This is a genomic window from Bradyrhizobium sp. CCGE-LA001, from assembly GCF_000296215.2.
Lineage (GTDB): Bacteria > Pseudomonadota > Alphaproteobacteria > Rhizobiales > Xanthobacteraceae > Bradyrhizobium.
On the sequence record NZ_CP013949.1, the window covers coordinates 5,723,686 to 5,743,512 of the forward strand.

Sequence of the window (19,827 nt, forward strand, 5' to 3'; positions counted from 1 at the left end):
CGGCGGACGTTGCCGTCCGCCGCATTCGCCACCCCCCTATCGCTCCGCCTCTTTCGATCCGCCCGCGGAGCTATTTCTTCAGCGCGAATACCCAGACGACGCCGCCCTGCGGCACGTTGGCTTCGATGCCGATATTGTTGGTCACGAGTGCATCCTGGATGCGCTGTGCGTCCACGCCCCAGCCCGACTGGATCGCGATGTACTGCGTGCCGTCGATCTCATAGGACACCGGCATGCCGACGATGCCGGAGTTGGTCTTCTGTTCCCACAGCAGCTCGCCGGTCTTGGCGTGGAAGGCGCGGAAGTTGCGGTCGTTGGTCCCGCCGACGAAGACGAGATCGCCCGCCGTCGCCGTAACTGAACCGAACAGTTGCGACTTGGGGAAGTTGTGCTGCCAGACTTTCTTGCCCGTGACGGGGTCCCAGGCCTGCAGCTCGCCGAAATGATCGGCGCCCGGTCTCGTCTTCAGGCCGATGTCTTCCGGCTTGGTGCCGAGCCAGAGTTCGCCCGGCTTGAGCGGCACTTTCTCGCCGGTGAAACCACCGCAGAAATTCTCGTTGGCAGGCACGTAGACGAGCCCGGTCCTCTGGCTGTAGGCCGCCGACGGCCAATCCTTGCCGCCCCACAGCGACGGACAAAACTCGACGCGCTTGCCGATCACCGGCTTGTGCGCGGGATCCACGATCGGCTTGCCGGTCTCGTCGATGCCCTTCCAGACGTCGGTGTAGACGAACGGCCAGCCGGCGACATAGTTGATCTTGGTCGGCGTGCGCTCGAGCACCCAGAAGATCGCGTCGCGGCCCGGATGGACCAGGCTCTTGATGGTGCGGCCGTTGCGTTGCAGATCGATCAGCATCGGCGCCTCGACCTCATCCCAATCCCAGGAATCGTTCTGATGATACTGGAAATGGGTCTTGATCTTGCCGGTGTCGGGATCGAGCGCGAGCACGGATGCAGTATAGAGATTGTCGCCGGGATGGGTTTCGCCGGGCCATGGCGCCGCGTTGCCGATGCCCCAATAGATCGTCTTGGTCTCCTTGTCGTAATTGCCGGTCATCCAGGCCGACCCACCGCCGTTCTTCCAGTCGTCGCCTTGCCAGGTGTCGTGACCGGGCTCGCCTTCGCCGGGGATGGTGTAGGTCCGCCACAGCTCCTTGCCGTCCTTGGCATCATAAGCCACGACGTAACCGCGCACGCCGAACTCGCCGCCGGAGCCGCCGACGATGACCTTGCCGTCGACGATCAACGGCATCAGGGTCAGGTACTGGCCCTTCCTGTAGTCCTGCACCTTGGTGTCCCACAGCACCTTGCCGGTCTTGGCATCGAGCGCGACCACGTGGTCGTCCGTGGTGGCGAGGTAGAGCTTGTCCTCCCACAGGCCGACGCCGCGGTTGGTCGGATGCAGCTGGAACAGATCGTCAGGAAGCTGCCGCTTGTAGCGCCAGTATTCGTCGCCGGTCTTCGCATTCAGCGCGATCACCTGCCCCATCGGGGTCGTCACGAACATCGCGCCATTGTTGACGATCGGCGGTGCCTGATGGCCTTCGACCACGCCGGTGGCGAAGGTCCAGACCGGCGTGAGGTTCTTTACGTTCGAGGTGTTGATCTGATCGAGCGGACTATAGCCGTGCCCGTCATAGGTGCGCCGGTAGAGCATCCAGTTGCTTGGCTCGGGATTTTCCAATCGCTGCGCGGTGACCGGAGAGTAATTCTCGATCGGACCTGATATGGCGACGGTCGAGGCAAGAGTTGAAGCAAGACACGTAAAGGCGACGAAGCCGGACAGTAACCATTGCTTCCTGGTGGAAGTTTTCATGGACGTTCCCCTTTTTCATCCGTTTGAATTCTTGTTGTGAATTCTTGTCGTTCTTGTTGTTTCTTGTCGTTCGTCCCGTCGTCCGCCCGTCGGCGGATGCGGCCTCTCGTGACGCGGGCATGGCCCGCAACCCGCCGTCATCCTGGCTGCGTGCCACCTACCTTTCCCATGAAATTGCCGGCGACGCTGAGTGCGCCGTCAGCGAGCGCCAGCGGCAACGCCGCAAGCCGTCGCGGTGCCGGCCCGAACACGACCTGCGCGCCCGCGCGAGGATCGAATTCGGAGTTGTGGCACATGCACTTGAACACCTCCTTGTCGCCGACGTCGCTCTTCACCCAGGCGGTGACGGGACAGCCCGCATGCGAGCAGATCGCGGAATAGGCGATGATGCCGTCGACGGCACGCGCGCGTGTCTTCTCGTCGAGATCGGCGGGATCGAGCTTGATGATCAGGATCTCGTTGAGCCGTGAGGCACTGCGCACCACGGATGTATTGGGATCCTTCGGCCAGGCATGGACCGGCGGCCCGCCAGCCTTCAGATCGGATGCGGTGATGAGCTTGCCTTCCTGGTCGCCTTCCGAGAACACCAGCACATCGCCCTTCTGGGGCCGTTCGTCCGAACCGGGCGGATCTTCGCCCGCGCGCGCCGGCGGCGAACAGCAGAGGCAAGCGGTGGTCGCAAGCGCGCCGAGCAGCAGCGTTCGCCGCGTTTGCTCGATGCCCGCATCGGCTTCAAGTTCCGCGTCATGATCGGATGATGATGAGGAAGGGTCGTTGAACGGTGCGCTCGACATGCCCGATAGCAGGCGCTGGAACTCTGCCGAAAACAAGGCGAAGAATTGGCGCCGCAGTGCATCAATATGGCTTTGCTCGCTTTGATTGCGGGACCATAAATGCATTCAAAGGCATTTTTGCAATTTCAACGTCACACCGCGCGATCAGCATGACGATTTTGCAGATCAGGCCAATGATGTTGGAATTGGTGCACCGCGCTCTCGGTGCGCAGTGCAAAAGCGGCGCAGATCGCCTTACGACCGGAGCACGTGACGCGGCGATGCGATACGGCCTGCGACGGTTGCCGATGCCATTTCAAAGCTGTCGGCGATGCGCCGCGCCTTGTCGATGAAGAGCGCGGCCGCCGCGGGCGGGCAGACCTCGCGTGCGGTCTGCTCGAACAGATCGAGCCAGCGGTCGAAATGATCGCCGACCAGACTCAGCGGCAGATGCGCCCGCATCGGCGAGCCATGATAGCGGCCGCTCATCAGCACGACGGACGACCAGAAATCCCGGAGCTTAGCGAGGTGCTCGTCCCAGTTCTGGACGATCGCAAAGACCGGACCGAGCAGTGCGTCTTCGCGCACGCGTCCGTAGAAGCGAGTGACGAGTTCCCCGATCATCTCCTCGGTGATCCCGGTGCGCTCGATCGCATCCTGGGTCAGCAGGTTCCGCCGCGCAGCCGCCGCCTCGCGCTCGGCCTTCAGTCGATCTGACATGTCCTCTGTTATCCGTTCGATTGTTCCCGCGAGCCGCCCGTCCAGCATTGTCGGGCCAATTGCGCACGGCGTCTTTGTCGCAGCGCAAATTGCGGGATCTGGCGGCGGACGCTGAGACCCGCCGCCGGTGCCTTCATCAGGCGTTATAGGTGTAGAAGCCCTGCCCGGTCTTGCGGCCGAGATGGCCGGCATCGACCATCTCTTTCAGCAGGGGGGCTGGCCGGTATTTAGGGTCGTTGAAGCCTTTGTAAAAGACCTCCATCACCGACAGCATGGTGTCGAGACCGACCAGATCGGCAAGCGCCAGCGGTCCGATCGGATGGTTGCAGCCGAGCTTCATGCCGGCGTCGATCTCTTCCGCCGTCGCGATTCCCTCCTGAAGCGCGAAGATCGCCTCGTTGATCATCGGGCACAGGATGCGGTTGACGGCAAAGCCCGGGCTGTTCTTGGCCGTGATCGCCACCTTGCCGACGCGCTTGGCGAAATCCAGCGCCTTGGCGTGGGTGTCGTCGGAGGTCTGCAAGCCGCGGATCAACTCCAGCAGCGCCATGACCGGCACCGGGTTGAAGAAATGCATGCCGATGAAGCGATCGGGGCGGTCGGTCGCTGCGGCGAGCTTCGTGATCGAGATCGACGAGGTGTTGGTTGCAACCAGCGTGCGCGGCGACAAGGTTGCACAGAGGTCCTTCAGGATCTTGACCTTGAGCTCCTCGTTCTCGGTCGCGGCTTCGATGACCAGATCGCAATCCGACAGCTTCGCCCGGTCCGTGGTGCCGGTGATGCGCTTGAGCGTCGCTTCGCGGTCAGCCGCCGACATCTTTTCCTTCTTGACCAGGCGCTCGAGGCTGCCGCCGACAGTCGAAAGGCCGCGGTTCACCGCCGCATCGGAAATATCGACCATCACGACCGAGAGCCCAGCCGCCGCGCAGACCTGCGCGATGCCGTTCCCCATGGTCCCTGCCCCGATGATGCCAACGGTTTGGATCATTGCGTCACATCCTTCATGCTTGCGGCCCGTACCAGTGTGGCCTGGCCATTGTTCCTGGTCAGGGTCTAGCACCGGCATTGGGCTGGCGCGACCCGATCCTGTTCCTTAACGCATCCGAGGCGGGAATAAAGCCGCCATTCGGTCGCTAGAGGGCAGGATTTGGCGGCCTGCCAAGCGGTTTGCCCGAATTTGCGCCCCGCCCCAGCGCCCTCGCAGAGGAGACGCGGCAAGCTCGGCAGACCTCGGACCACCTCGACCTCGCCCGATCGGATGACGCGGTGCACGCCAGCGCTGTGGTGTGATTGCTACGCCATCGCCAGCGCGAATTCCTCTCGGCGTGATTGTGAGACAGGCCACACTGGCTTCGTGCCTCAGCTGCTAGGCGTCAGACCCATGACGAAACACATCAAGCTCCCGGTCATTCTTACCGCTCTGCTGGCCGCCACGCAAAGCTTGGCAGCCGAAACCAAAGGGGCTGGCTCGACCTTCGTTTCCCCTGTGATGGCCAAATGGATCGACGCATATAATACCAAGACAGGCCATGCCGTCAGCTATCAAGCAGTCGGCTCGGGCATCGGGGTCGACTTGATTAAGAACGAGGCCGTCGATTTCGGCGCAAGCGACATGCCCCTCGATCCCAACGAGTTGGACAGGCTCGGCCCGATGCAATTCCCGATCGTGATCGGAGGCGTCGTGCCGGTCGTCAATATCGCCGGTGTCAGGCCCGGACAGATCCGTTTCACCGGGCAGGTGCTCGCCGACATCTATCTCGGCAAGCTCAAATCATGGAATGATCCGGCCATCAGCGAGATCAATCCCGACATCAGATTGCCAAATGCGCCGATCGCCGTGGTCCATCGCGTCGACGGATCCGGCACGACATTCAACTGGACGAACTACCTCTCGAAAGTCAGCCCACGATGGAAGACGAGCGTCGGTGAAGGCACATCGGTCAAGTGGCCGCGCGGAGTGGGCGGCAACGGCATTGAGGGCGTCGCTTCGCTGGTCAGCCACGTTCCGGGCTCGATCGGTTACCTCGAATACACCTACGCACTGCAACGGCTCGACAAGATCTCCTTCGGCCTGGTGCAGAACAGCGCCGGCAATTTCGTGATCCCCGACGCAGGATCGTTCAAGGCCGCAGCCTCCAGTGCGGACTGGAAAGCGGTGAAGGACTTCCATCTGGTGCTGACCGACGCGCCCGGCGAAGACGCCTACCCCATCACGGCCACGACCTTCGTGCTGATGCCGAAGGAGCCGAAATCTCCGGAGCGGTCGGCAGCTGCCATGGACTTCGTCCGCTGGTCGCTCGTAGGCGGAAGATCGCATGCCGAAACGCTCAACTACGTGCCGCTGCCGCTCCTCTTGATCGACCAGATCGATCACTATTGGCGAAAAAGCATCGGAGCGGCCGAGACGGTCTCTGCATCAGCCGACGTCGAGCACTGAGCCCAAGGCAGACCTCGCGCTATCCCGGCGACTTTCACGCTGATGCGAACACACGAGAGGTTCCTCACTCGTCGCGGTTGAACGGAACGGCCCCGACATCGGCGGCGATGGGAACGTCGTCAGCAGCGGCAGGTTGTCTTCGAGGTGAAGTCAAGGAGACGACAATGAAAAAGATCATTCTGGCATCCGCATGCATCATGGCCCTGGCGACCGGCGGCGCCGTCGCGCAGACACAGCCCGCCCCCGGCGCATCCGGCCAGGGCGACGTCGGTCCCTCGTCGCGAGGGCCCGGCACCAAGGGGATGACGACAGGCCGTTCGTCGAACATGCAAAACGAGGCCAGCGACAGCAAGGGTGCGCAGACCCCATCGGCCGGCGGCAGCAACACCAACAACATGGGCAGCCAGGCCGGCGGGAGCGCAGGCGCAGGCGCAGGCAAATAAAGCGCCCCGCTCGAAATCTGGAGAGGGGCCGAGGCTCCTCTCCCCGGCGCGGGACCGATCAGTGGCCGGCCGATTCTTCATGACGCTCAGGACACCCTGAGAGCCGGCTCGTTCATCCGCTCGTGTTCTGGGCAGTCAGAGTTCGTCGCCGTCGATGTCAGACGCAAGGTCGACGATAAGAGTCTCGCCTAGGGCATGTCCCGGAGATCCCGCGTTCGCTCCTTCTCGACAGAAGAGCAGCCGCGATGATGTCGCCGGAACGCACTGTAGCGATGATCACGCCAGCATCGCGCACCACTCCTCACGATGCACCGATGTTCTGCAATTGGTCCCACCTACATTGACATCGGTGTGACGGCCGGGGCAGTTTTTCACATTGCTGGCGAATCAGCGATTGCCTCACGCCGAGTACCTCTTGGACAACTCCCAGTGCTTTCGAGACTGATATCGTTGCTGCGCCGCATCCCTGCGGTGAAATGGGCGTTCACCCGGCTTCGGTCTTCACCGCGCGGCGGCAGTGTTGACATCGCGCCGAGTGCCGCAGCTGGTCCGGCCACCATTGTCGACGTCGTGGAAACTGCGCCGGCTCCAGTCGCAGATATCGGCGTGGCGCCACAGCATGATGGGGCTGACCTCGCGGTTGCGGCTCCGCCGGCCGCGGAGAATGACACGGCTGTTTGTGCCGTCGCGGAGAGCCCGTCGACCGACATTTGCGCCAACGACGCTTCAGCTCCAGAGTCGCCGACAGAGGCCGAGGCGGTTTTGGCGGTGCCTGCCGTCGAAGAGGCTTCGGTTTCACCGCCGGATCTCACGCACGAGCCAGTCGCAGCTGCCGATGTCGTCACCGATATCTCTTCTGATATCCCGACTCCGTTTGAACCCGTCGTTGCAGAGGTATTGCCGCTTTCGTCGGCCAGGGTCGAGACCGCGCTGAAGGAAGTTCCCGACGCCGTCGCCGAGCACGGTCCCTCGCTCGTCGTCTCCACAGCCATCGATCCGTTGGTCAACGAAATCCCCGCAGTCGACGCCGACAGCGTTGCGGCGGACGCCAGCTCCGACGGCGGCTCTTCTCCAAACGTCGAGATTACGCCGCTCCCAGCAAATGATCCTCCGGCCGCCGCAACCATCGATGCGGAGGCTCGGTCTGCCGAACCAGACGCCGCCGTCACGAATATCGAGCCCCCCGCCCCTGTCAGTCCCGCTTCCGAAGCACGTAACGTGCGGAACGTTCGGGCGCGCCCAGCGGAACCCGCCGATCGCGCCGCACTGATCCGGCAGCGCTGGGCGGAAACCGGCGTCAGGATGTGGAATCCTCGTCTTCACGGCACCGGCGATGCCACGCTCAACATCCAGGGCAGTATCGGGCTGCTGCCGCCCGCGCCGGGCGAGACGATGCCCCGCTACGACAAGCTGGAGTTCAAGATGCTCGGCGGGCAGATCGTCTGCGAGGGGGTCATCGTCGAGGCGCCCGTGCACGCGAGCCAGCGCAATTTTACGCGTCTCGCAGAGCCTGCGAAACCCGATCGGGTCCGCGAGCCCGTGCGCGAACGCCAAGCCGCGCTCGCCTGATCCTTTCCTCTGCGACCATCAGCGCGCGAAGTGCTGGGGATTGCCTTCTGCATCGCGCAACCCGTCCTCGCGGCGGGCAAACGGCCGCGTCAGACGGTTACCCCCGTGGCGATCGGGCGCCAAGTTGCTCGTAGCGCCTTCGGCCGACTTGCCGTTATTCTCGCGCGGCACATCAGATATCTCCAGACACGAAGTTGCCCGCAACGTCCGCCACGAAGTAATTTGCGCAGCGGTCGAGCCACCGACGTCCGCGCCCGATCGAAACGACAAGAACAATCTGGGAGATGAACCATGAGAAGGCTCACGGCCGCACTATGCGCAATCGTGCTGCTTACGACCGGCGCGCAGGCGCAGACCATCAAGGATTTCCTGGCGGCGGCCATGCAGAAGTGGACGGCACCGTTCGAGCCGTTCCAGCTGATCGGCAACATCTACTATGTCGGCACCGGCGGCATTGCCGTCTACGTCATCAAGACATCGCAGGGCCTGATCCTGATGGACACCGCGATGCCCCAGTCGACCGGCATGATCAAGGACAACATCGCCAAGCTCGGCTTCAAGGTTTCCGATATCAAACTCATCCTCAACTCGCATGCGCATCTCGACCACACCGGCGGCTTCGCCGAGATCAAGAAAGAGACCGGTGCGCAGCTCGTGGCCGGCGAGCGCGACAAGCCGCTGCTCGAAGGCGGTTACTATCCCGGCGACGAAAAAAACCAGGACCTCGCCTTTCCCGCGGTGAAGGTGGACCGCACCGTGAAGGAAGGCGACAAGGTCACGCTCGGCGATGTCACGCTGACCGCTCACGCAACGCCCGGCCACTCGCCGGGTTGTACGAGCTGGGAGATGAGCGTCAAGGACGGCGATCAGAACCGCGAGGTGTTGTTCTTCTGCAGCGGCACGGTGGCGTTGAACAGGCTGGTCGGGCAGCCGACCTATCCGGGCATCGTCGACGACTACCGCGCGACCTACGCCAAGGCTAAGGCGATGAAGATCGACGTGCTGCTCGGGCCTCATCCCGAAGTCTATGGCATGCAGGCCAAGCGCGCGGAGATGAAGGACGGCGTACCGAATCCCTTCGTCAAGCCGGGGGAGCTCGCAACCTACATCGCCGGCCTTTCCGATGATTTCGACAAGCAGCTGGCCAAGCAGACCGCGGCGCTGGACAAGAAATAGCGGCGACCACGTTTCATCCTCCCAGCGCAGAGAGGCGAACCAGCACGTCAGCCCGGGCCGCTGACGTGCGACAATACGCTGCGCCGGGCATGGTTAGCAGGACGTAGCCGCAAACCACCTGACGCAGCCGAAGCGTCCGACCTGGGCGCCCGGCATGCTTAACAGAGCATCACCATTGCACGGTTCTAGGGCCCCCGCGGTCTCATGCAACCGGCGCAGCCCTGTCCGACGGAACCCGATCTAACGTGCCCTTTACCCGGGCCGTGCAAGATCGCCGGCGTTTTTTCAGGGATCCGGGACTCGTATTTCAATGCCTGTTGCCGATTTGAAATCTCATTTGGCCGCCGCAATACGGCTGTTTCGCGTTCCGGCCGACAATCCGGACTTGATGCGCGCGCAGTTTGACGCCTTCTCCAAGCAGGTCCCGCTGCTCTACTTCATCCTCATGAGCAACACGATCGCCGTCGCCTATACCTATGTGAACGTGGCGCCGGACTGGCTGACGATGATCGTGCCGAGCGTGCTCACCGTGCTCGCGGCTTTGCGCACTTACTGGTGGCTGCGTCAACGCCACCTCGTGCGCAGCGACGCCGACATCTTGCGCAATCTGCGCGCCACCAACTGGCTGACCCTGCCGATCGGTGCCGGCTTCACCGTCTGGTCCTTCGCGCTCTACCCTTACGGCGATCCCTTCGCCAAGAGCCAAGTCGCCTTCTACATGGCGGTCACCGTGATCGGCTGCATCTTCTCGCTGATGCATCTGCGTTCGGCGGCGCTGATCGTGACGCTGATCGTCGACGTGCCCTATGTGCTGTTCTTCTTCGCCACCGGGGAGCCGACGCTGAAAGCGATCGCCGTCAACAATCTCCTGGTCTCCGGCGCGATGGTGACGGTGCTGTTCATCTACTACCGCGACTTCGCCGATCTCGTCGCGAGCCGCAAGTCGTTGCTCGCGCAGCAGGCGGCGACGCAGGCGCTCTCGGACGAGAACTTCCGCCTTGCCAATCTCGACTCCCTCACCGAGCTGCCGAACCGCCGCCGCTTCTTCGCCGAGCTGTCGAGCGCGTTCACCGATGCCGAGCGCAGGGGCGTTCGCGTCGCGGTCGGAATCATCGATCTCGACGGCTTCAAGCCGATCAATGACAATTACGGCCACACCGTCGGCGATCGTGTCCTGATCGAGGCCGGCAAACGCATCCGCGAGGTTTGCAAGGGCTTTGGCCCGCAGCGCGTGGAGTTCGCCAGGCTTGGCGGCGACGAGTTCGGCCTCGTTGTGTGCGGCGATCCCGACGATGCCGATCTGATGCGGCTCGGCGAACGCATTGGCAGTCAGGTCAAATTGCCCTACCAGCTCGACACCGCTCATACCGGGCTGTCCTGCTCGATTGGTTTCGCGCTGTTCCCGAACTCCGCGGCGACGTCGGAGGCACTCTATGAATGCGCCGACTATGCGCTCTATCACGCCAAGCGCCATCTGCGCGGCCGCACCGTCATCTTCTCGAGCGAGCTCGAGGCCGAGATCCGCAGCCGCGGCGTCATCGAGAATCTGCTCCGCAGCGCCGACCTCGGCACTGAGATGGATCTGGTGTTCCAGCCGATCGTGGACGCTATGAGTGAGCACACCGCCGGCTTCGAGGTCCTCGCGCGCTGGCACAGCTCCCGCCTCGGACTGGTCTCGCCCGCGGACTTCATTCCGGCCGCCGAGCGCATCGGCCTGATCCGCCCGCTGACGCAGGCGCTGCTGGTTCGCGCGCTCGCGACCGCCAAGACCTGGCCCGATCACATCCGCCTGTCGTTCAACCTCTCCGCCCACGACGTCTGCGCGGCGGAGGGAATTCTGCCGCTGATCTCCATCATCGAGAAGAGTGGTTTGCCACCGCATCGGATCGATTTCGAGATCACCGAGACCGCGGTCACCTTCGACTTCGTGCGCGCGCAGCAATCGGTCGCGACCCTGAAGGCAATGGGCTGCGGCGTTTCGCTGGACGATTTCGGCACCGGCTATTCGTCTCTGAGCCATGTGCACCGGCTGCCGCTCGACATGATCAAGATCGACCGCAGCTTCGTTTCCGACATCAACGACAATCCCGTGAGCTACAAGATCATCAAGTCGCTCACGGGCCTGTGCGACGACATGGAGATCGCCTGCGTCGTCGAGGGCGTCGAGACGCGCGCGCAGCTCGACACCCTGCGCCGCCTCGGGTGCGACTTCATCCAAGGTTATCATTTCGCCAAGCCCATGCCTGCCAACGCGATTGGCGCCTATCTGGCGGACGAACGGCTTCGTCTTGAGGGCGGCGGAGCCAAGGTCGTGGCCTGACGTCAGACCGCGCAGTAACGTTCCTGGATGTCCGTGTCCGCAAGCAGCGCCGCCGCGCTGCTCTGATGCACCACCTCGCCCTGATCGATGATCACTGCGCGGTCGGCCAGCCGCAGCGCCCATTCGACGTTCTGCTCCACCAGCAGCAACGTCTTGCCCTCGTCGCGCAAGCGGCGGAACAGAACGCCCATCTCCTCGACCAGCACGGGCATGATGCCCTCGGAGGGCTCATCGAGCAGGATCATCTTGGGCTTCGCGATCAGCGCCCGCGCGATCGCCAGCATCTGCTGCTCGCCGCCGGAGAGCGTCACGCCTTCCTGGTCGAGGCGCTCCTTCAGACGCGGAAAGGTTTCGGCGATCTCGTCGATGGCCGCGCGCTCCTCGACGTCGCTGCCCGCGGCGACGAGGCCGAGCCGGAGGTTCTCGCGCACCGACAGGCCGGGAACGATGCGGCGCTCTTCGGGCACATAGGCGAGGCCAAGGTGGAAGCGCTGATGCGCCCGCAGGGGCAACAGCTCCCTGCCAGCGAAGCGCACGCGGCCCTGAGCTTTCGGCATCAGGCCCATCACCGCCCGCAAGGTGGTGGTCTTGCCGGCGCCGTTGCGGCCGACGAGCGCGACCACTTCGCCGGCGTTCACGTGCAGTGAGATGCCGTGGAGGATATGGCTTGCGCCATACCAGGCATGGAGATCTTCGATGTCGAGCAGCGCGGTCTCAGCCATAGCCTTCACTCTGTCCCAGGTAGACCCGGCGAACTTCCGGGTTGCTCCTGATCTCGTCCGGCGCACCGTCGGCAAGGAGGCGGCCGTGGTGCAGCACGACGACGCGCTTCGACAGTCCCAGCACCATCTTCATCTTGTGCTCCACCAGCAGCACGGTGCGCTTCTCTGCGAGGCGTTCGAGCAGCGCGACCATGTCCTTGGTCTCCTCCGGCCCCATGCCGGCGGTCGGCTCGTCCAGCAGCAGCAATTCCGGCTCGGATACCAATGCGATCGCGATCTCCAGCGCGCGCTGCTGGCCGTGCGACAGGAATTTTGCCAGTTCGCCGCGCTTGCCGAGCAATCCGACCGCGTCCAGCGCCGCATCGGCACTCGCGTTCAGCTCGGTCAGTCGGGTGCGGTTTCGCCAGATGTCGTAGCTCACGGTCAGCGCCTGTGCCGCGACGCGGACGTTCTCGTGCACGGACAGGTCCGGAAAGATGTTCGTGATCTGGTACGACCGCGAAATGCCCTGATGCACGAAGCGGTGCTGCGGCAGGCCGTTGAGCTCACGTCCCCTGAAATGCAGCTTGCCCGACGTCGGCGTCAGCGCGCCGGACAGGATGTTGAAGAAAGTGCTCTTGCCGGCGCCGTTCGGCCCGATGATCGAGGTCAGCTGGCCGGCCGCGAACGACACGGTGATGCCTTCAAGCGCAGTGAAACCGCCAAATCGTTTGCCGATGCCTTCGGCCCGAAGCAGCTCGGCGCTCATGGCCGCGCCTTTCCGAAGCCAAGGGCATCCAGCAGCGTCCCCCAGATACCCTTGGGCAGGAACAGCACGAACAGGACGAAGATCGCGCCGACGAAGATCTGCCAATGCGGCGTCCAGAGCGAGATGACGTCCTCCAGGATCAGGAAGCTGGCAGCACCGACGAACGGTCCGAAAAAGCTGCGGGCGCCGCCGAGCAGCACCATCATCACGATCATGCCCGAGGTCTGGTAGTGCAGGATGTCGAGCGGCACGATCGATAGATGCAGCGCCAGCATGCAGCCGCCGAGCGATGAGATCGCGCCCGACAGCATGAACACGACCAGCTTGCTGCGTTCGACGTCATAGCCGCAGGCCCGCGCCCGCTGCTCGTTCTCGCGGATCGCCTCGATGACGGCGCCGAATGGAGAGTTCAGGATGCGCGACTGGAACCACATCGCCAATGCCGCAAAGACCATCAGCACGTAGTACTTGTTGACAGGATCGAGGAAGTTGACCTGAAGGCCGAACAGGCTGATGCGGTCGACGGTGAAGCCGCGCAGTCCGTTCTCGCCACCGGTGAAGGAGGCCGCCTGGAGCGCGACATAGTAGACGAGTTGCGCCAAAGCGAGCGTCACCATGGAGAAGTAGATGCCACGGGTGCGCGTCGAGACGATGCCGATCAGGGCTGCCAGGCAGGTGCTGAGCAGCACCGCAATCGCCACCGCCGCAAACCAGGGCACGCCATATCGGCCGATCGCGATCCCCGTAAAATAGGCGCCCGCACCGAAGAACGCGGCCTGGCCAAACGACAACAGCCCGGTGTAGCCGAACAGCAGATTGTAGCCCATCACCACGACGCCGTAGATCAGGACGTTGACCGCCAGCGCCTTGGACGGCAGCAGCCAGGGCAATATGGCGAGCACCGCAATCGAGAGCAGCACGCGGTGGTCGAGAATACGGTCAAATCCGCCCGGTGCAGATTTGGCGAGAGTTTGGCCGCCCGGTGATGACGTCATGCCGTCCTCCCTCTGACGCCGAACAGACCCTGCGGGCGGATCAGCAGCACCACCGCCATCAGCGCGAACATGACGATGGTCGCCATCTCCGGCGCGAACAGCGCCACCAGGCTGATGGAAATGCCGACCATGAGCCCGGCCACGACCGCACCGACGATCGAGCCGAGGCCGCCGATCACGGTTACGACGAACGCTTCCGCCAGCACCAGGGACCCCATCTCGGGATTTACGCTACGCATCGGCCCCGCGAGCACGCCGCCAAGCGCAGCCAGCCCAACGCCGAGCCCGAAGATCGCGAGCCACACCCGGCCGATGTCGACGCCGAGCACCTGCATGATGGTGGGGTCGCGCGCACCGGCCCGCACGATCAAGCCGACGCGGGTCTTCTCCAACGTCAGCCAGAGCGCAAGCAACACTACTGCGACCAGCACGATGACGAACAGGCGGTAGCGCGGAAAAAAGCCGATACCGAGATCGAGCACGCCGATCAGTTGCGGCGGGGTCGGAAATGGGATGCCGTCGCTGCCGAACACGATGCGCACGCCCTCGACCAGGATGTAGCTGAGGCCGAAGGTGAGCAGCAGCGGATCGTCGATCGAGCGTCCATAGAGCCTGCGGATCAGGACGAACTCGATCAGCATGCCGAAGGCGCCGATCAGGATGGGAGCCAGTAGCAGCCCCCACCAGAAGCTCCCCGTGAGCGATGCCAGATAGAGGCCCGCATAGGCTCCGATCATGAACAGCGCGCCATGGGCGAAATTCACCACCCCGAGCATGCCGAACACGATCGTCAGGCCAAGCGCAGTGATCACCAGGACCGCCCCAAGGGCGATCCCGGAGAGAAGCTGCATGATGATCAGCGACAGATCCATCGTCTCAGTCTTAAGTGGCGTGGCCGAGTTCGCTGCAGGTCCGCAGCATGCCATCGGAACCGGCGTCGTTGGCGAGGATCGCGAACAGATCGTTGTCGCCAGCCATGGCCGATTTCTTCTTGGACTCCAGCACCAGCACCGACTGCACCGACTGGTGGTCGCATTTGCGGTAATGCTGCGGACCCTTGGTCAGATCATATTGCAGCTTCTCCAGGGCATCGATGACCTTGTCCGTATCGGTACCGCCCGCGGCCTGCATGGCCGCAAGCAGCGATCCGACGCCGGAATAGCCGTAGGCGCCGTAGTCGGTCGGGATCGCGCCGCCATTGGCGGCCTTGAACGCCGTGTTGAAGGCGGCTGCTGATTTGCTCTGCGTCTCCAGGCCCCAATAATAGTTGGCGCCGCCGACCACGCCCTCGAATACGTCGGGACCGACCGCGAGCCGCTGGTTGTGGAGGATGACGGGCACGACGATCTTCATCTGCTGCTTGATGCCGAAATCCACGGCCTGCTTGATCGCATTGGCCTGGTCGCGGCCGAAATTGGAGATGCAGAGCACATCCGGGCGCATCGACATCAGGCGCGGCATGAAGGTGGAATAATCAGCGGCGCCGAACGGATGCAGGATCTCGCCGACACTCTCCGCGCCGATCGCCGTCTGCGCGCGCTTGAAGCCGCGCAGCATCTCATGGCCGTAGGCATAATCGGCGACGAGATGGGCGACCTTCATCCCCTTCTTCAGGGTCTGCCGCGCCACCGCGGCAGTGGTCATGTGCGGGTTCAGAGCCTCGTGGAAGGTGTATTTGCTGAAATCCTTGGCCTCGTTGATGGTATCGGACTGGCTGATGGAAACGTAGATCACGCCGCGGGCGCGGGTGACCTCGTTGACCGCGAGCTGCACCGCGCTGGAGAGCGCGCCGACCACGGCGTGAACCTTGTCCTTTTCGATCAGCTCCAGGGTGCGGGTCGCGGCCTCGCCGGCATTGAGCTTGTCGTCGCGCACCAGCAGCTCGACCTTGCGGCCGCCGATGCCACCCTTGTCGTTGACGAGCTTGACGGCGAGCTCGGCACACTTGACCTGGTCGCGCGCTTCCGCCGCGAACGGGCCTGTCAGCGGCGTCGGAAAGCCTATACGGATCGTCTCGTCCGCGGCACGGCCGAGCCGGGGCATGGCGAGCAATGCTGCGCTGGCCGAGAGGCCGGCGAGCGCGGTGCGGCGGGATATCCGCAGGGTCGAACCGGATTTAGGCATGATTTCCTCCAACTGTCTTTTTTCTAGAATCGTTTCAGGGCTTTCAGGACTCTTGCGGGCGTAATCGGGACGGCGTTGATCGTCGCGCCGAACGGCGCAAGCGCATCGTTGACGGCGTTGAGCACGCAGGCGGAGGCCGCCGCCGTGCCGGCCTCGCCAACCCCCTTGGCGCCGAGCTCGGTGTCGGCAGTCGGGGTCTCGACATGGGCGATGACGATGTCGGGCATCTCCATCGGCATCGGCACGAGATAGTCGGCAAGCGAGCCGTTCATGAGCTGCCCGGTCTCGCTGTAGCGGCACTCCTCGAACAGCGCCGCGCCCAGCCCCTGCACGATGCCGCCGCGGAGCTGCTCGTCCACCAGCATCGGATTGATGACGCGGCCGCAATCCTCGACGATGAAATGTTTGAGGAGCTTGACGAAGCCGGTCTCGACGTCGACTTCGAGCGAGCAGCCCTGGATGCCGTTGGTGAAGGCGAAGGGATAGCCCTGCGGCGCAAAATGGTGGCTGACGGTGAGCTGCGCCTGCGTGCCGGGCGGCAACGTGTCGGAGCGGAAATAGGCGATGCGCGCGATCTCCGCGATCGGCAGCCGCTGGTTCCGCGTGCCGGCGTCGACCACTTCACCATCGATGATGTCGAGCGCCGACGGCTGCTCCTGAAGGATCAGCGCGGCGATCTCCAGAATGTTGCGCTTGAGCGCACGCGCGGCCTGCAGCGCGGTCTCGCCGCCGATGCCGGCCCCACGGCAGGCCCAGGTGGCGCCGCCATGCGGCGTCACCTCGGTGTCGCCGGTGATGACCTTGACGTGCTCCTGCGCAAGGCCGAGCTGGTCGGCCACGATCTGGCTGATGATCGCCTCGGTGCCCTGCCCCTGCTCGGTCACCGAGATCAGGCAGCGCACCTCGCCCGACGGCGTCAGGCTGAGGATCGCCCCATCCTGCGACGAAATACGCGCGCCGCCCACGCCGTAGAACGCAGGACTTGGATTGGTGATCTCGACAAAGGTGGCAATGCCGATGCCGCGGTAGACGCTGCGCTTGCGCAAGTCCGCCTGCTCGACACGCAGCGCGCCATAGTTCATCAGCTCGTGCAGACGCTTGAGGCAGGCCTGGTGCGACAAGGCCTCGAAACGATAGCCGGTCGGTGAGGTCTGCGGATAGGCATCGTCCGCGATCACGTTCTGCGCGCGGATGGCAAAGGGATCGAGGCCGAGCTTCGCGGCCGCCAAGTCGACGAGGCGCTCGGTGACCGCGCAGGCGATCGGATGGCCGACGGCACGGTACTGGCTGGTCTGCACCTTGTTCTGGAAGATCACCTCCAGCGTGGCGCGATAATTCTTGAAGCGATAGGGCGCACCGATCAGGCGGATCACCTGGTTGCCCTCGACAACGCTGGTGCGCGGATAGGTCGAGAATGCGCCGATCGAGGTTAGGTCCAGCACGTCCATTGCCAGGATCTCGCCCCTGGAATCCAGCGCCATCCGGGCGCGGACGCGGTGGTCGCGGGCGTGAATGTCCGACACGAAGGACTCGATGCGGTCGGCAACGTATTTGACCGGACGGCCGAGCAGGATCGAAAGGCCGACCACCGCCATGTCTTCGTGATAGACATGCAGCTTCATCCCGAAGGAGCCGCCAATGTCGGTCGCGATCACGCGAACACGGGCCTCGGCAATACCGTAATGGCGCGAATAGAGATCCTGGAACTGGTAGGGCGTCTGCGTCGCGTGATGCACGGTGAGCATGCCGGCCGCCGGATCGTAATCCGCGACGATGGCGCGCGGCTCCAGCGTCACCGCAGTGTGGCGACCAAAGGAGAACTCCTCCTCCACGACGTGGGCGGCGTTTGCAAATGCGTCGTCGACGGTGCCGTTGTCGAGCTGGCTGCGGAAGCAGGTGTTATTGGCGCTGCCGGGATTGACCAGCGGGCCGCCGGCCTCACGCGCGCTGTCGATATCGACGACCACAGGAAGGTCCTCGTAGTCGACCTCGATCAGCTCCAGCGCATCCTCGGCAATCGCGCGGCTCTCGGCGACGACCGCGACCACGGCCTGACCCGCCCAGACCACGCGATCCAATGGCAACGGCAGTTGCGGTGCCGAGGTCATGCCCTTGAAATGGTCGAGCGTGCCGATCCAAGGTGTACAGATCTTGGCAAGGTCTCCACCCGTCGCGACGAGATGCACGCCTTCGAGCGTGCGCGCCTCGTCAGTATTGATCGCGACGATCCTAGCATGCGCATGCGGGCTGCGCAGGAACGCAGCATGGAGCATGCGCGGCAGGCGGAGATCGCTGACATAGCGCCCGCGCCCGGCGAGCAGGCGCTTTGCGTTCGGCCGCGGCACAGAGCGGCCGATATAGGAGTTCGGGCGATCCAGGGAGGTCAGCGGTGCGCTCATGTCGCGCCTCCGTTCTCACTGCGCGCTTTGGCGACGGTGTCGATCGCATCGATGATCGCTTCATAGCCGGTACAGCGGCAATAATTGCCCGACAGCGCGTCGCGGATTTCTTCGCGGCTCGGCTGTGCCACCCGCGAAAGCAGTTCATGGGCGTTGACGAGCATGCCCGGCGTGCAGAAGCCGCATTGTAGCGCATTGCGACGGTGGAATTCGGCCTGGAGCTCGGCGAGCACACCGCTCTCGGTGAGGCCTTCGATCGTGTTGACGGTCGCGCCGTCGGCCTGCACCGCGAAGACCAGGCAGGAATGTACGGCGCGGCCATCGAGCTGCACCAGGCAGGCTCCGCAGGCGCCCATTTCGCAGCCGGCGTGCGTGCCGGTCAGCTCGAGCGTGTCGCGCAGGCAATCGACCAGCGTGTGACGCGGCGCGACCTCGCAGACAACCTTGCGGCCATTGACGACAAGGCGAATCCGGACGGTCTCGTCCACCTCGTCCAGCAGGCTGTCCTCGAAGCCGCTCATGAGCCCTCGCCGAGACGTCCGAGCAGGCGGCCGAGCAGCACGCGGGAGAGATGCAGCCGCATCGCCGGCGGCACCTCGTCGCTCTCCGGCGGCGCGAGATCGCCTTCGAGCGCGGCTTGTGCAGCAGCGATACGGTCGGCATCGAGTCCTTTGCCAATCAGCGCCGCCTCGGCACTCCTCGCCCGTGTCGGCGTGTCGCCGACGGAGAAGAACGCGATGCGGATGTCGTCAATGCGGTCGTCGATGAAAGTCGCCAATATTCCGCAGCCAACCAGCGCGTAATCGCCACGCCGTCGCGCCAGCTCGTCGAATGCAAAGCGCTGGTCGGCCCTAAACAGCGGAACATGGACCGCGGTGATCAGCTCGCCCGGCTGCAAAGCCGTTTCGAACAGGCCGAGGAAAAAATCATCCGCCTTCACCCGTCGGCGACCGGAAGGGCCTGCGATTTCGATCTCGGCATCCAGCGCCAGGGTCATCGCCGGAAATTCGGATGCGGGATCGGCCAGCGCGACGCTGCCGCCGAACGTGCCGCGGTTGCGGATGGCGGGATGGGCGACGAAGGGCGCGGCCGCATGCAGGAGCGGCGCGAATTCGGCGATCAACGGCTCGCTCAGCATCTCGCAATGACGCGTCAGCGCGCCGATGCGCAAGTGGCCGCCCTCGCGCGTGACACCGCGCAGCTCGTTGATATGGGTGATGTCGATCAATAGCCGCGGCGCCTGCAGCCGCAGCGACAGCGCCGGGACGAGGCTCTGGCCGCCGGCGATGAAGCGCGCATCGTCCCCGGCGCGCGCGTGAGCGTCCAGCGCCTGGTCGATCGTCGCAGCACGAAAATAGCTGAAAGCCTTCGCCTTCACTGCCGTTTCCCCGATATCCGTCGGCTCATCAGCCGGGATGCCAGATTTGTAACCACCTGGTCTCAAAATCCTGACACGGCGCCGGAGGCCGGTCAACAGGAAATGACCATTTGGTCACAAAACCAGCTTGGGCTATGAAGGAGGCAAGACGTTCGATTCAGCGACGAAATGGCCCGGAAAGCGCAGAAAACTTCGAAGCGTGCGGTT

At 63.9% G+C, this 19,827-nt stretch carries 17 protein-coding genes; 5 read left to right on the forward strand and 12 right to left on the reverse strand.

The genetic code is table 11. The features are described 5' to 3' along the window. Window positions 1–70: 70 nt before the first annotated feature. The 4 genes from BCCGELA001_RS26810 to BCCGELA001_RS26825 form a co-directional block, all read right to left on the reverse strand. A complete protein-coding gene (locus BCCGELA001_RS26810; protein ID WP_060736697.1) occupies window positions 71–1,816 on the reverse strand; it encodes a methanol/ethanol family PQQ-dependent dehydrogenase in 1,746 nt (581 codons plus the stop codon). A gap of 137 nt (window positions 1,817–1,953) precedes the next feature. After that, a complete protein-coding gene (locus BCCGELA001_RS26815) occupies window positions 1,954–2,610 on the reverse strand; it encodes a QcrA and Rieske domain-containing protein (RefSeq protein ID WP_060737856.1) in 657 nt (218 codons plus the stop codon). Between the two features lie 234 nt (window positions 2,611–2,844). After that, a complete protein-coding gene (locus BCCGELA001_RS26820) occupies window positions 2,845–3,309 on the reverse strand; it encodes a group III truncated hemoglobin (protein WP_008562378.1) in 465 nt (154 codons plus the stop codon). A 136-nt stretch (window positions 3,310–3,445) separates the two neighbouring features. After that, window positions 3,446–4,297 carry a 3-hydroxybutyryl-CoA dehydrogenase gene (locus BCCGELA001_RS26825; protein WP_060736698.1) on the reverse strand — a complete coding sequence of 284 codons (852 nt, stop codon included), beginning with the start codon at window positions 4,295–4,297 and terminating at the stop codon, window positions 3,446–3,448. Between the two features lie 393 nt (window positions 4,298–4,690). Between BCCGELA001_RS26825 and pstS the strand changes: the two genes are divergently transcribed. From pstS to BCCGELA001_RS26850, 5 genes are all read left to right on the forward strand, one after another. Beyond that, entirely contained in the window at window positions 4,691–5,746 is a 1,056-nt protein-coding gene (gene pstS / locus BCCGELA001_RS26830; protein ID WP_008562366.1) for a phosphate ABC transporter substrate-binding protein PstS, read from the forward strand. 164 nt (window positions 5,747–5,910) lie between these two features. Continuing rightward, window positions 5,911–6,189, forward strand: a complete 279-nt coding sequence (locus BCCGELA001_RS26835) for a hypothetical protein (protein WP_008562364.1) — start codon at window positions 5,911–5,913, stop codon at window positions 6,187–6,189. Between the two features lie 450 nt (window positions 6,190–6,639). Beyond that, the gene (locus BCCGELA001_RS26840; protein ID WP_008562362.1) at window positions 6,640–7,758 is read left to right on the forward strand and encodes a hypothetical protein; all 1,119 of its coding nucleotides are present in this window, start codon (window positions 6,640–6,642) and stop codon (window positions 7,756–7,758) included. Window positions 7,759–8,049: 291 nt separating this feature from the next. Then, window positions 8,050–8,934 (forward strand): BJP family subclass B3 metallo-beta-lactamase, encoded by an 885-nt coding sequence (blaBJP, locus tag BCCGELA001_RS26845; RefSeq protein WP_008562361.1) that lies wholly within the window; start codon window positions 8,050–8,052, stop codon window positions 8,932–8,934. Between the two features lie 310 nt (window positions 8,935–9,244). Continuing rightward, complete coding sequence (locus BCCGELA001_RS26850) at window positions 9,245–11,254, forward strand: putative bifunctional diguanylate cyclase/phosphodiesterase (RefSeq protein ID WP_060736700.1); 2,010 nt, start codon at window positions 9,245–9,247, stop codon at window positions 11,252–11,254. A gap of 2 nt (window positions 11,255–11,256) precedes the next feature. On the opposite strand, the gene BCCGELA001_RS26855 is transcribed toward BCCGELA001_RS26850, so the two are convergent. The 8 genes from BCCGELA001_RS26855 to BCCGELA001_RS26890 are packed head-to-tail and all read right to left on the reverse strand — an operon-like array spanning window position 11,257 to window position 19,620. Further along, window positions 11,257–11,976, reverse strand: coding sequence for an ABC transporter ATP-binding protein (locus tag BCCGELA001_RS26855; protein ID WP_060736701.1), 720 nt, complete (start codon window positions 11,974–11,976; stop codon window positions 11,257–11,259). Then, complete coding sequence (locus tag BCCGELA001_RS26860; RefSeq protein ID WP_060736702.1) at window positions 11,969–12,724, reverse strand: ABC transporter ATP-binding protein; 756 nt, start codon at window positions 12,722–12,724, stop codon at window positions 11,969–11,971. Before BCCGELA001_RS26860 ends, BCCGELA001_RS26855 begins: the two co-directional genes overlap by 8 nt. Beyond that, window positions 12,721–13,719, reverse strand: coding sequence for a branched-chain amino acid ABC transporter permease (locus BCCGELA001_RS26865; RefSeq protein ID WP_060736703.1), 999 nt, complete (start codon window positions 13,717–13,719; stop codon window positions 12,721–12,723). Before BCCGELA001_RS26865 ends, BCCGELA001_RS26860 begins: the two co-directional genes overlap by 4 nt. Continuing rightward, window positions 13,716–14,591 carry a branched-chain amino acid ABC transporter permease gene (locus tag BCCGELA001_RS26870; protein WP_060736704.1) on the reverse strand — a complete coding sequence of 292 codons (876 nt, stop codon included), beginning with the start codon at window positions 14,589–14,591 and terminating at the stop codon, window positions 13,716–13,718. The genes BCCGELA001_RS26865 and BCCGELA001_RS26870 overlap by 4 nt, the downstream gene beginning before the upstream one ends. A 10-nt stretch (window positions 14,592–14,601) precedes the next feature. Then, window positions 14,602–15,843 carry an ABC transporter substrate-binding protein gene (locus BCCGELA001_RS26875; protein ID WP_060737857.1) on the reverse strand — a complete coding sequence of 414 codons (1,242 nt, stop codon included), beginning with the start codon at window positions 15,841–15,843 and terminating at the stop codon, window positions 14,602–14,604. A 23-nt stretch (window positions 15,844–15,866) separates the two neighbouring features. Then, the gene (locus BCCGELA001_RS26880; protein ID WP_060736705.1) at window positions 15,867–18,242 is read right to left on the reverse strand and encodes a xanthine dehydrogenase family protein molybdopterin-binding subunit; all 2,376 of its coding nucleotides are present in this window, start codon (window positions 18,240–18,242) and stop codon (window positions 15,867–15,869) included. Next, window positions 18,239–18,763 (reverse strand): (2Fe-2S)-binding protein, encoded by a 525-nt coding sequence (locus tag BCCGELA001_RS26885; RefSeq protein WP_008562334.1) that lies wholly within the window; start codon window positions 18,761–18,763, stop codon window positions 18,239–18,241. The genes BCCGELA001_RS26880 and BCCGELA001_RS26885 overlap by 4 nt, the downstream gene beginning before the upstream one ends. Beyond that, window positions 18,760–19,620, reverse strand: a complete 861-nt coding sequence (locus tag BCCGELA001_RS26890) for an FAD binding domain-containing protein (protein ID WP_008562331.1) — start codon at window positions 19,618–19,620, stop codon at window positions 18,760–18,762. Before BCCGELA001_RS26890 ends, BCCGELA001_RS26885 begins: the two co-directional genes overlap by 4 nt. Between the last annotated feature and the right edge of the window lie 207 nt (window positions 19,621–19,827).

Coding starts and splice junctions, on each gene's coding strand:
- BCCGELA001_RS26810 (WP_060736697.1), bottom strand. CDS start 1,816: ATGAAAACTTCCACCAGGAAGCAATGGTTACTGTCCGGCTTCGTCGCC.
- BCCGELA001_RS26815 (WP_060737856.1), bottom strand. CDS start 2,610: ATGTCGAGCGCACCGTTCAACGACCCTTCCTCATCATCATCCGATCAT.
- BCCGELA001_RS26820 (WP_008562378.1), bottom strand. CDS start 3,309: ATGTCAGATCGACTGAAGGCCGAGCGCGAGGCGGCGGCTGCGCGGCGG.
- BCCGELA001_RS26825 (WP_060736698.1), bottom strand. CDS start 4,297: ATGATCCAAACCGTTGGCATCATCGGGGCAGGGACCATGGGGAACGGC.
- pstS (WP_008562366.1), top strand. CDS start 4,691: ATGACGAAACACATCAAGCTCCCGGTCATTCTTACCGCTCTGCTGGCC.
- BCCGELA001_RS26835 (WP_008562364.1), top strand. CDS start 5,911: ATGAAAAAGATCATTCTGGCATCCGCATGCATCATGGCCCTGGCGACC.
- blaBJP (WP_008562361.1), top strand. CDS start 8,050: ATGAGAAGGCTCACGGCCGCACTATGCGCAATCGTGCTGCTTACGACC.
- BCCGELA001_RS26850 (WP_060736700.1), top strand. CDS start 9,245: ATGCCTGTTGCCGATTTGAAATCTCATTTGGCCGCCGCAATACGGCTG.
- BCCGELA001_RS26855 (WP_060736701.1), bottom strand. CDS start 11,976: ATGGCTGAGACCGCGCTGCTCGACATCGAAGATCTCCATGCCTGGTAT.
- BCCGELA001_RS26860 (WP_060736702.1), bottom strand. CDS start 12,724: ATGAGCGCCGAGCTGCTTCGGGCCGAAGGCATCGGCAAACGATTTGGC.
- BCCGELA001_RS26865 (WP_060736703.1), bottom strand. CDS start 13,719: ATGACGTCATCACCGGGCGGCCAAACTCTCGCCAAATCTGCACCGGGC.
- BCCGELA001_RS26870 (WP_060736704.1), bottom strand. CDS start 14,591: ATGGATCTGTCGCTGATCATCATGCAGCTTCTCTCCGGGATCGCCCTT.
- BCCGELA001_RS26875 (WP_060737857.1), bottom strand. CDS start 15,843: ATGCCTAAATCCGGTTCGACCCTGCGGATATCCCGCCGCACCGCGCTC.
- BCCGELA001_RS26880 (WP_060736705.1), bottom strand. CDS start 18,242: ATGAGCGCACCGCTGACCTCCCTGGATCGCCCGAACTCCTATATCGGC.
- BCCGELA001_RS26885 (WP_008562334.1), bottom strand. CDS start 18,763: ATGAGCGGCTTCGAGGACAGCCTGCTGGACGAGGTGGACGAGACCGTC.